9 protein-coding genes are annotated in these 10,630 nt (G+C 40.6%); 1 reads left to right on the top strand and 8 read right to left on the bottom strand.

Features of this window, described 5'->3' with window-relative positions; genetic code table 11:
• Positions 1–61 precede the first annotated feature (61 nt).
• The 8 genes from KTE19_RS05820 to cdaA all read right to left on the bottom strand — a co-directional run bounded on the left by KTE19_RS05820 (position 62) and on the right by cdaA (position 9,640).
• Positions 62–370, bottom strand: a complete 309-nt coding sequence (locus KTE19_RS05820; protein ID WP_054746735.1) for a hypothetical protein — start codon at positions 368–370, stop codon at positions 62–64.
• 216 nt (positions 371–586) lie between these two features.
• Positions 587–1,660: an ABC transporter ATP-binding protein gene (locus KTE19_RS05825; protein WP_217163201.1), complete on the bottom strand. Its 1,074-nt coding sequence runs from the start codon at positions 1,658–1,660 to the stop codon at positions 587–589.
• A 104-nt stretch (positions 1,661–1,764) separates the two neighbouring features.
• Positions 1,765–2,427 (bottom strand): glucosaminidase domain-containing protein, encoded by a 663-nt coding sequence (locus KTE19_RS05830; protein ID WP_347339401.1) that lies wholly within the window; start codon positions 2,425–2,427, stop codon positions 1,765–1,767.
• A gap of 216 nt (positions 2,428–2,643) precedes the next feature.
• Entirely contained in the window at positions 2,644–4,110 is a 1,467-nt protein-coding gene (locus tag KTE19_RS05835; protein ID WP_217341823.1) for a glycoside hydrolase family 73 protein, read from the bottom strand.
• Between the two features lie 297 nt (positions 4,111–4,407).
• Positions 4,408–6,225, bottom strand: coding sequence for a glutamine--fructose-6-phosphate transaminase (isomerizing) (gene glmS, locus KTE19_RS05840; protein ID WP_217341824.1), 1,818 nt, complete (start codon positions 6,223–6,225; stop codon positions 4,408–4,410).
• A gap of 219 nt (positions 6,226–6,444) precedes the next feature.
• Complete coding sequence (gene glmM, locus KTE19_RS05845) at positions 6,445–7,794, bottom strand: phosphoglucosamine mutase (protein WP_056981076.1); 1,350 nt, start codon at positions 7,792–7,794, stop codon at positions 6,445–6,447.
• A 35-nt stretch (positions 7,795–7,829) separates the two neighbouring features.
• On the bottom strand, positions 7,830–8,795 hold the full coding sequence (locus KTE19_RS05850) for a CdaR family protein (protein WP_217341825.1): 966 nt from the start codon (positions 8,793–8,795) through the stop codon (positions 7,830–7,832).
• Between the two features lie 2 nt (positions 8,796–8,797).
• Positions 8,798–9,640 carry a diadenylate cyclase CdaA gene (gene cdaA, locus KTE19_RS05855; protein WP_054746736.1) on the bottom strand — a complete coding sequence of 281 codons (843 nt, stop codon included), beginning with the start codon at positions 9,638–9,640 and terminating at the stop codon, positions 8,798–8,800.
• A 179-nt stretch (positions 9,641–9,819) separates the two neighbouring features.
• On the opposite strand from cdaA, the gene KTE19_RS05860 reads away from it, so the two are divergent.
• A complete protein-coding gene (locus KTE19_RS05860; RefSeq protein WP_217341826.1) occupies positions 9,820–10,500 on the top strand; it encodes a DUF1361 domain-containing protein in 681 nt (226 codons plus the stop codon).
• Positions 10,501–10,630 lie beyond the last annotated feature (130 nt).

A 10,630-nucleotide genomic window follows, 5' to 3' on the forward strand; every position in this document is an offset into this window, starting at 1 on the left:
TTTGTAATTGCGACATATATATTTATATCATATTTGCCAAAACTATGCAAACATATTTTAATTATCCGATGTGATTTTCTTTCAGAATAATGGCAACTTCCTTTTGCATTTCAGGGGTTTTCTTCCATTCTTCGAAATGATCCATATTCTCATCTGGCATTGTAAAATTCTCATTTACGTAGTGTTCATACTTGGCAACGTGAGGAGAATGTGGAATATTAAGCTGAAGGATCCGGACCTGTTTGATAAATCCTCTATCGGCTGCCAATTCCGCCCGCCCATTTTGAACCATATTGCTAATTTCGATGTACTTTGAGCCGTCATTGCGGGTAATTTCTTCAATTAACGTTAAAACTTCATTACTTTTCAAAAAATCTCCTCCTACTATCGTACTATTATACATAAAAAAACCGACAGTACAAAGACTGCCGGTTTTTAAGAGAGAAAGAGAATTGATTAGAAGGTATTTATTTAGTACCCGCACATAATATACCCACTTTTGGAAGCGCTGTCAATACTGTAATCAAAATAAGTGGCGTAAATCGACAAAACCATCAATTTAGACCACTATTATTCACAATCAACGTTATTTAATGCCAGGTAAATTTAAAACGTGGGATGGATGCAAAATCAAAGACGGGTCACTCAAAACGTGCCCAACAGAGTACCCAGAAATGTTAACTAAGCAGAAGAACACAATAACAAGGAGAACTCCCCACGTGAGTAATTGGTTCCAAATGGACATCTTCTCGCTAATCACTGATCCATAGAATAAATGGTGAACTTTTGACGGAATACTTTTATCCTGAGGGGCCTCTTTCTGCATTTGATCGGTGATTTGCTTTTGATAATTTTCAATGCTGAAGTTCTTTTGCACGCTCTTTCGTTTAGATTCAAAGGCATGCTTTTCTTTTTTACTGAGCTTCTTAAACCACTGGGTGAACTCGCGATATTTGTCAGTGACTTCTTTGGTTTCACCAACCATCTTCAACTCACCATAGTTAATCCAAGCAACTTTGTCACATAACATTCGAATTTGTTTGAGAGAGTGACTGACAAAAATAATCGTCTTACCCTCTTCTTTAAATTCAGTAATCTTATCCACACATTTCTGATAGAACGTGTCGTCACCAACTGACAACGCTTCGTCAATGATTAAAATATCTGGCTTAATATGAACAGCAATTGCGAACCCAAGTCTGGAACGCATTCCACTTGAATAACTCTTAACAGGTTGATCGACGAAATCACCAATATCCGCAAATGAGATGATATCTGGCATCATTTCATCAATTTGTTCATTGGTCATTCCCTGCATTAAGGACTTCAGCCGAATATTTTCCCGGCCGGTTAAATTATTTCGTAAACCGGCGCTAATCGCAACAATCGATGTTTCACCACGAACGTCCACATAACCAGTGGTTTGGGGAATAATACCAGAAATAATGTTTGACAAAGTCGACTTACCGGAACCATTAACGCCAATCAGGCCAAGGGTTTCGCCTGGTTGAATCGTCAAAGAAATACCCATTAGTGACCAGAAATGGGGAACGGCTTTTTTAGACACCGAAAAGAATGAGCGTAACTTTTCTGATTGGGTTTTAAATAAATCATATTCTTTGGTAACGTTTTGCACTTTTACTTTATAATCTTCCAAAATTATTCTCTCCTACTCTAAGAGATTCCAATATAAACAAATCACATTATACCAAAAAGGTCGCTCAAAAAAAGGATCCGCAAGTAATCTTTGCGAACCTTTAAAAATTATTGTTGAGTCACTTTCTCCATAAGAATATTATTTATTTGGACCTCATTAGCTTGATTGGGATTGTCTGAACGCTTATTTTGCCCAAAAATATTTTTGGGTAGTGGCTGATTGTTCTGCGTAATCCGGGACTCGGCCTCTTGCTCAGATTGAACTTGTTCTGCTTTATTCGAACTTCCCAACTGTTTCTTTAAGGATGCTTCTATTTTCGAGTTGATATCACTGGCGCTTGCACTTGAGTCAAGTTTATTGAGATCATATTTGATAATCACAGCATTCAACTTATTCCCATAAGCCATGTCCGTCGCATATGTCGAAGAAAGCGCCATGGCAGCATCTGTAGATGAAAGCGCATTGTTGGTCCAAGTTCCCGAATAATAGTCTGGATCCGTCAAAGTACCATGGCGGAGAACATACGCATTATCCCGGATTGAAGCCAAAACACTCGGATATTTTTTAAATTGAGCGGCGGTCATATAATGCTTCCCCTTGGAATTATACTCTCCGGTACTCATCGTGACCGATTGACCATCATAGGTCCCTTTGATCCCAAAATAATTATTAGCTTGCACTGAGAGCTCAGAACGGCCAAAATCACTCTCGACAATTGCTTGGGCCATCATTACCGAAGGATACAAGTGATTTTGTTTACTGACCTTCACAATTGGAGCCTTCATTTGTTGGATAAAGTCGGTTTCGACGCTTGCGTTGACTACTTGATTGCTAACAAAAGAAAAACCGATAATCGAGACCCCCAGGATTATCGCTTTTCCAATCACTTTTTTAAGTCGTTTAAAAATTTGGAAAACCTCCCTAAATTCATATACCAGAATTTTATTATACATCATTTTCTGATATTTGCTACTTTAGGGTTTGAATCATGATAAACATTTAGCAGAAACCCAATATTTGTTGTTTGAACCCGGCGTTGTGATGCGATACCAAGTTGAGTGGTCCTGAATCTTGTACCCAATTTTATCGACGGTCACCTTTGTGCCAATTTTCAGATTCGTTTGGGCAACTTTGTAGTGCTTTTGCATATTCCCATTATCAACAGCTCGGTCGTAGAGCAGATTGGAAGATGCACTCTTAGCCACTACTTTAGTCGCCTTGGCGTTGGCAATTGCAACTGAGGCAGGATACGACGTGACATCGCTGCCCTTAATCCAGCCCTTAGTTTTACCGTCAGAAACCCGATACCAGAGAATTGGTCCCTTGCTGGAAGATTGAAGGGCAGTTTTATCGACTGAATAGCCTGCCTTTTTTGGCTTCAATGATTTGAGCTTGGTAACAGATTTAGCAAGTGTGGGTGTCCCAACGACGTGATTATAGAGTTTACCAGCGGACTTAACATTTGGGGTTAATCGACCAGATGTTGAACCATAATAAGTTTGAGCAAAGCTTAATGCTGGTGCGTAAACCCAAAACTTTTTAGCTTTGGTGTTTTGATAGAATCTCAATCGATACCATGAACTGGAAGTTCCTTGTTTGACGCCACGCATATCAAGGTAAACATTTACCCGATTATTGACGCCTAATGACTGCCAAGTGTACTTCTTTTCGGAGTGACTGGCGCCCTTGATATGATTATACACATAATATTTCTTATATTTACTTGAGAGCGGAACTTGGTCGGCTCCAGATGAATGATAATACTTAACTGAGGCCAATGGTGCCTTCTGAGCAACTGGAGCCGTAGTGGCCGAACTGCTGGTTGCTGAAGAACTTGAGCTCACCGCAGTTGCAGAACTGGAACTGCTGGAGGACGAAGCTGTTTCGCCGAATACCTGATCCAAATTATAAGTCTGAATCAAGTTAATCAACGAGGCCCCATAAGTCGGTGCCGTTGCGTATTTTCCGGTCAACGCATTTGCAGCTGCCACGTAACTGGATGCATTCTCTTTCCAAGAGCCTGAATAATAGCGAGAATTCCAGCTAGTCCCATTTCTCAAAGTTGAACCGTTGTCAGCAAAAGAAGCATAGGCACTTGGATACTTTTTAAAGTTAGCGGTGGTATTAACCATCTGTCCATTACTATTGTACTCGGTTGTCGGCATTGAAACCGATTGGCCATTGTAGGCCCCCTTAATCCCAAAGAAATTATTCGCTTCTGTTGTTAACTGGCTTTGTCCCCACGCACTTTCCAGTGCAGCCTGAGCCATCATCACAGAACCATACAAATTGTATTTCGTTGACGCTTTCTTCACATCACTTTTATATTCATTTATGAAGCTGTTTGCGTTTGTAGACTGAGCATATGTACTTTGGGCCGGAAACATTGAGCACAAGATCCCCATCCCAGCTACAACGATGGCAGCAAGTCCATGTTTAATTACCTTATTCAATCATTCCACCCCTTCGTTAGAACTCACACCACTATCATATTAGAAATTCAGTTAAAAATGAAGTGGTTCACAACAAATTTAAACATTTAATTCTTAATACTTTCTTAATACTTTTCAACACACATAATACTATATTATCTTGAACTTGAACACAAAAAATTAGCCTGAAAAAATCAAGAATATTTTTAAAATCAAGTTAAACACTATAACTGAATGAAGGTTGGCAACTTTTAGAGCAGAAAAAAAGTTTCGAAACCTTTTTTAGATTTCGAAACTTTTTAAACTCATGAGTTAAAACTATTCCACTGTCACACTCTTGGCCAAGTTTCTTGGTCGATCAACATCCAAACCTTTGTTAAGGCTTGTATAATAGGCAATCAATTGAGCTGGTACAACGCTCAGTAATGGTGTAATCATTTCATCAACGTCAGGGATAATAATTGTGTCCCCGTCTTGAGCCAATCCTTTGCGAACAATCGTGAAGGTTTGAGCCCCACGAGACATTGTTTCTTGAAGATTACTTCGAGTCAAATTAGCAGTTCGTTTCTGGGTAATGATCCCAACAACTGGCGTCCCCTCTTCAATTAAAGCAATCGTTCCATGTTTTAGTTCTCCAGAAGCAAATCCTTCAGCTTGCACATATGAAATTTCCTTAAGCTTCAGGGCTGATTCTAGTGAAACAGTCTGATCAATTCCACGACCGATGTAAAATGCTTTACTGGTTGGAACAAAGTACTTCTTGGCAAGGTCTTCGATCATGTCCTTTTCATCGATGATAGCCTGCATCCCTGTGGCAACCAAACCAAGTTGCTGGCGAATATCAAATTCTTCGGCAATGACTTGTTGCTTTGCTTCTCCCAGTGCCTTGGCTAAAATGGCTTCGACACCAATTTGGGCAGTGTAAGCTTTCGTTGAAGCCACTGAAATTTCTGGGCCGGCATGCAATAACAACGTATAAGTTGCTTCTCGGAACAAGGTTGAGTTCTCAACGTTTGTAATCGTCAAACTCTTATAATCGTGAGCGTTAACGTTAACCAAAACTTCACGACTATCGGCAGTTTCACCACTTTGTGATAGGAAAATAAAGAATGGGTTGTCTGAGAGAAGTGGGTTGTCATATGCAAATTCAGATGCGACATGGACTTCGGTTGGCACGTGGGTTAATTTTTCAAACAATTTTTTCCCAACCAAGCCAGCATGATAACTTGTGCCGGCACCGACAATATAAATCCGATCCGCCTGCTTCATTGTAGTGATTAGATCTTGATCAATATTTGGTCGACCAGATTCTTGAGTATAAAGCGAAGCCAAATTACGCATCACGTTTGGCTGTTCGTCGATTTCCTTTAACATGTAATATGGGTACGTACCTTTGTCAGTTTCCTGAGCGTCCATTGAAACGTGGAAGCTATCCCGTTCAACGTACTTGCCTTCAGCATCCTCAATCACAACTGAATCAGGCTTGATGGTCACAACTTCGCCATCATGGAGTTCCAAGAAATCATGGGTCACGTTGAGCATGGCCAACGCATCAGAGCAAACAACGTTGCAGCCGTCACCCAAGCCAATCAGTAATGGGCTCTTGTTCTTAGCAACGTACAAAGTTTCGGGATCGGTGCTATCCATTAACAGGAAGGCGTAGGATGAACCCTCAAGCAGGCTTAGTGTTTTCAAGAAAGCTTGTTTGGTCGATAATCCTTCAGTTTGGACGAAGCGATCGATCAATTGAACAACGACCTCAGTATCAGTTTGAGACTCAAAAGTCACACTGCTTAGATACTTTGCCTTCAGTTCCTTGTAGTTTTCGATAACCCCGTTATGAACCAAGTAGAAACGGTGGTCTTCAGAATATTGTGGATGCGCATTTGCAACGCTCACAACACCGTGAGTCGCCCAGCGGGTGTGGCCAATTCCGACTGACCCGTGAACTTCAGGGGTAACAGCAGCTTCAAGATTGGAAATCCGCCCCTTACGTTTAACCAGATAATCATTGCCGTTTAAATCATTGACATAGATTCCGGCAGAATCATAACCGCGATACTCAAGTTTTTCAAGGCCTTCCAATAAAATTGAAACAGCATTGTCGTTTCCAGTAACTCCAACAATTCCACACATAATGTATTCTCCTCAGCATTTATAAATTGGTATATACAAAGATATCATTTAAATTAATTTGTTAACACGTATAATCTACACAACTTGGACAAAAAAGTCAATAAAATAGATAAAGTGGTATAGGAAATTAAAATTTACAGAGAGCCGGTGAGCATTTCTTTAAGTAAATCCTTATAAATGAAAAAGCCAGTTGGAAGTTCAGCTGACTTTTTCATCAAATTATTCAATTCCAATTTCTTTTTGGACGACATCAGCGATCCGTTTGGTATAGTCTTCAACTAAATCCTGAGTTGGCGCTTCTGTCATCACTCGCAATAATGGTTCGGTTCCGCTTGGTCGAACTAACACTCGACCATCACCGTGCATCTCTTCTTCAACTTGTTTGATAACTTCTTGAATCTTGGGGTTATCCATCCCGGTCTTCTTTTGATTCGTTTTAACGTTAATGAGTTTTTGTGGGTATTTCTTAACTTCACCAGCCAATTCGGACAATTTCTTGCCAGTCGCTTTCATGACGGACAATAATTGGAGGCTTGTCAACATGCCATCCCCGGTTGTATTGAAATCAAGAAAGACAATGTGACCAGACTGTTCGCCACCAAGGTTATAACCGTCTTCATTCATCTTTTCGACAACGTAACGGTCACCAACTTGGGTTTTCACACTGGTCATCCCGGCACGCTCCATGGCTTTGTACATGCCCATATTACTCATCACCGTTGTCACGATGGTATTCTTCTTCAGGCGACCACGTTCTGCCATGTATTTACCACAAATGTACATAATGGCATCTCCGTCAACCAACTTGCCGTTTTCGTCAACAGCGATACAACGGTCGCCATCTCCATCAAAAGCAATTCCGGCTTGAACGCCCTGATCCAGGACAAACTTCTGGAGTTGCTCAGGATGAGTGGAGCCCACATGATCGTTGATGTTTAAACCATCCGGGTTAGTTGCCAATGTTTCAAATTCAATTCCCAAATCGGCATAAAGCGTCGTGACCAATTTGCTGGTCGAGCCATTTGCAGCATCAACACAAACCTTGATTCCTGATAAGTCTTCGGAAATTGTCTGCTCAAGAAAATGAATGTATTTTTGGCTGCCTTCGAGATAATCACCGGCGACACCAAGGCCTTGAGCTGCTGGCCGAGGCAAAATGTCTTCAGAACGTTCGAGGATGGATTCAATCTCTTCTTCCATTTCATCTGAAAGTTTGTAGCCATCCGCACCGAAGAACTTGATGCCATTATACTCAACGGGGTTGTGCGATGCGGTAATCATCACCCCGGCATCGGCTTCCTGATTTCTGACCAAATAAGCAACCCCGGGAGTGGTAACAATTCCAAGATTCAAGACCTCAATTCCGACTGAGAGCAAGCCGGCAATTAATGCCTCTTCCAACATTTGCCCAGAAATCCGAGTATCTCTGGCAACCAGCACCTGTGGCTGTTTGCGCTCTGAATGATGCGTTAATACGTAACCGCCAGCTCGGCCACAACGAAAGGCAAGTTCTGGGGTAAGCTCTTTGTTCGCGATTCCACGGACACCATCAGTACCAAAATACTTCATTATAAATTTTCCTCATTTCAAATATAAAATAACAACTAATTGTTTCTAGTAATCTTCACATTAATATAATCTGGATCAAACCCTTTGACATCGTTCAATTTACTGTCAAGTTCAATCTTTTTGGTCTTCGTATTCTTAACGTCACTTGTATCCACCTCAACCTCAACGGAACTTAACTTTTTCAGTTGAGCTTTGGTTCCAAATACCCGAACCCGTTTAGTTGCAGATGTCAACGTAAAGCTTTCATTGTCGTCAGTAATGCCCTTGGCTTCCAACTTAACTGGTAATTCTTTACTGTTGCCAGGCGTGATTGGCAATGTGACATCAGCCGTGGCTGGAGTAATCACAACGTTCACCGTATTCTGATCAGCGTCCAAGGCCTCGATAATCGCTTGACTGTTGATTGATGATTTTGCGTTCTGTGGCACGTTCAGTTGGGCAACAACCGAATGAATCCGGTTAATCTGATCAGATGCCCCGGTGATCTTGACAGTCTTCACGTCTGCCGTGGCGTTACCAGCTTGATATCCAGAAGCCACATTCCCCTTGGAATATTTAACTTGGAGCGGATAACTCACGGTCTTTCGCGGTTGAATATTAACCTTTATTTTAGCCGGTTCAAACCGATATCTCAAATCATTATTGAGCCCTTCCTGTTGAATCCGGACCGTATGACTACCCACGACAAGCTTTGAAAGGTCTGCATAAACTTTAAAGTTTTGAGTATTAGCCGTTGTTGTAACCAAAGCAGATGGCCCACTCAAGTGAATTTTGACCTTTTCTGGATAACCCGTCACAAAATATTTATTACTATTCACGGTTAGCGACAATGGAACCGAAAACGTTTTTGATTTATTCGAAGTTAATTGAGTGGAGTTGCTACTTTCACTGTCTTGCGTAGATGAGCCCATTTGAGTTCCACCAACATAAAGAAACAGTAAGATAGCAAAAAATAAAGATAGAAGTCGGTAGGCCCAATTATTGAATAGAAACTTTTTCACGGTTACCGACCCCCTTTAAAGTGATTTTCGATGAAAGTCGAAATGGTGTTAATGACTGTTCGATGTGTCGGTTGTGAATCATCGGTTAACAGTTGATCTCGGAAATACTTCAGATAATCATCTTGAGTCATCCCCCGGAGCAACTCATTATTTTGAGTAATTGAAACCTCACCGGTCTCTTCAGAAATCACCACCGTCATGGCATCAGTCAGTTCAGAAATGCCAACCGCAGCCCGATGTCTGGTTCCAAGTTCTTTAGGGATTAAATTACTCTGAGAAAGAGGTAAATATGCAGCAGCAACGGCGACCCGATTATTCTTAATAATTACCGCGCCATCATGTAATGGCGTATTAGGAATAAAAATATTGATCAACAACTCACCGCTTACATCAGCATCAATATCAATTCCAGTTTCGATATACTCTTCGAGGCCGGTATTCATTTGGATCGTAATCAAAGCACCAATTCGGCGCTTTGACATATACTGAATTGCTTTATCCAACGATGAAATCATTTTCTTAGCTGCTTCATTTTCTTGACGTCCACGAACAAACAGGGAACCGCGGCCCAAATGTTCCAAACCTCTACGAATTTCAGGCTGGAAAATGACCACAATGGCAATGACTCCCCAGTTGATGACCTGATCCATAATCCACGAAACTGTCGCCAGACCAATCCAAACACTCACAATCTTAATCAGCAGAATGAAAACAATTCCTCGAAGGAGCTGAACTGCTTTGGTCCCACGAACCATCAGAATTAAATTGTATATCAAAAACCAGACGACACAGATATCAATCAAATTTATAAAATTATGTAATGTAAAAATTCCAGACCAGTCCATTGCGCGCTCCTTAATTAATTTTGTCAGCAATATTATAGCATTCTAATTGCGTGAACATCTAATCATACCAAATTCCGGGGGATCTTTAAATAAATTATAAAAAATAAGCTGAATCCGATTTATTTATAGCATTTGGTTTGCAAAAATAGTTTAATATTAGTTGAGGGGAGGTTTGTCTGATGAGTCAATTAAATAAATGGATTGTCCGAGCATGTTTCATCGTCTGGATCACAATCCTCTACACTTATCTAAAAGAGCCTCCATTCAATTTTTTGGTTCTCAATACATTTTTAGCGTTCATTCCAATTGAGCTAAGCTTTCATATTGACAATACAACACCCAAAAACGGGTTGCTATTCTGGGTCATTGTGCTGGTATGGCTACTATTTTACCCCAATACGCCCTATTTATTAACTGATCTATTTCACTTATCGTTATTAACACCCTATGGTCCAAATGGGCTGCTGAGATTAAATGATGTCATGTGGCTGAAGTTTTCGTTGCTTCTGGTTTCCACCCTGTTTTCGACAATCATTGGTATCTGGGGACTTGATCGCGTTTCAAAAGCAATTAGCTATCGGTTGAGATTGAATCATTTATGGTTCAAGCATGCCATCGTTGTTTTGCTGACAATCTTAACGTCGATCGGAATCTTCATTGGCCGCTTTTTGCGAATACACACAATCTATTTGTTTCTCACACCAGAGTTATTTATTCGACCGCTAATGAATATGTGGAGTCGGCCGGCAATTGTCTTTATTGGCTTACTCACAATTATTCAGTTGGTCTTCTTCTACACACTGAAATTAATCGGAAGTTCGCATTTTATGAAAGATCAGCAAGAGCCATCAGAAAAATAAATATTTGGTAAAAAGCAAGCCTACTCGGTCACATCCCAATTGAGATGAAAACGGTTCTACAATATCTGTTGTTGGTAATAGATTTTATCTATTACTGATGACAGATTTTTTGTTTCTCGTTAGAATAAAA

It is taken from the genome of Lentilactobacillus dabitei (assembly GCF_019061365.1).
Classification (GTDB): Bacteria; Bacillota; Bacilli; order Lactobacillales; family Lactobacillaceae; genus Lentilactobacillus; species Lentilactobacillus dabitei.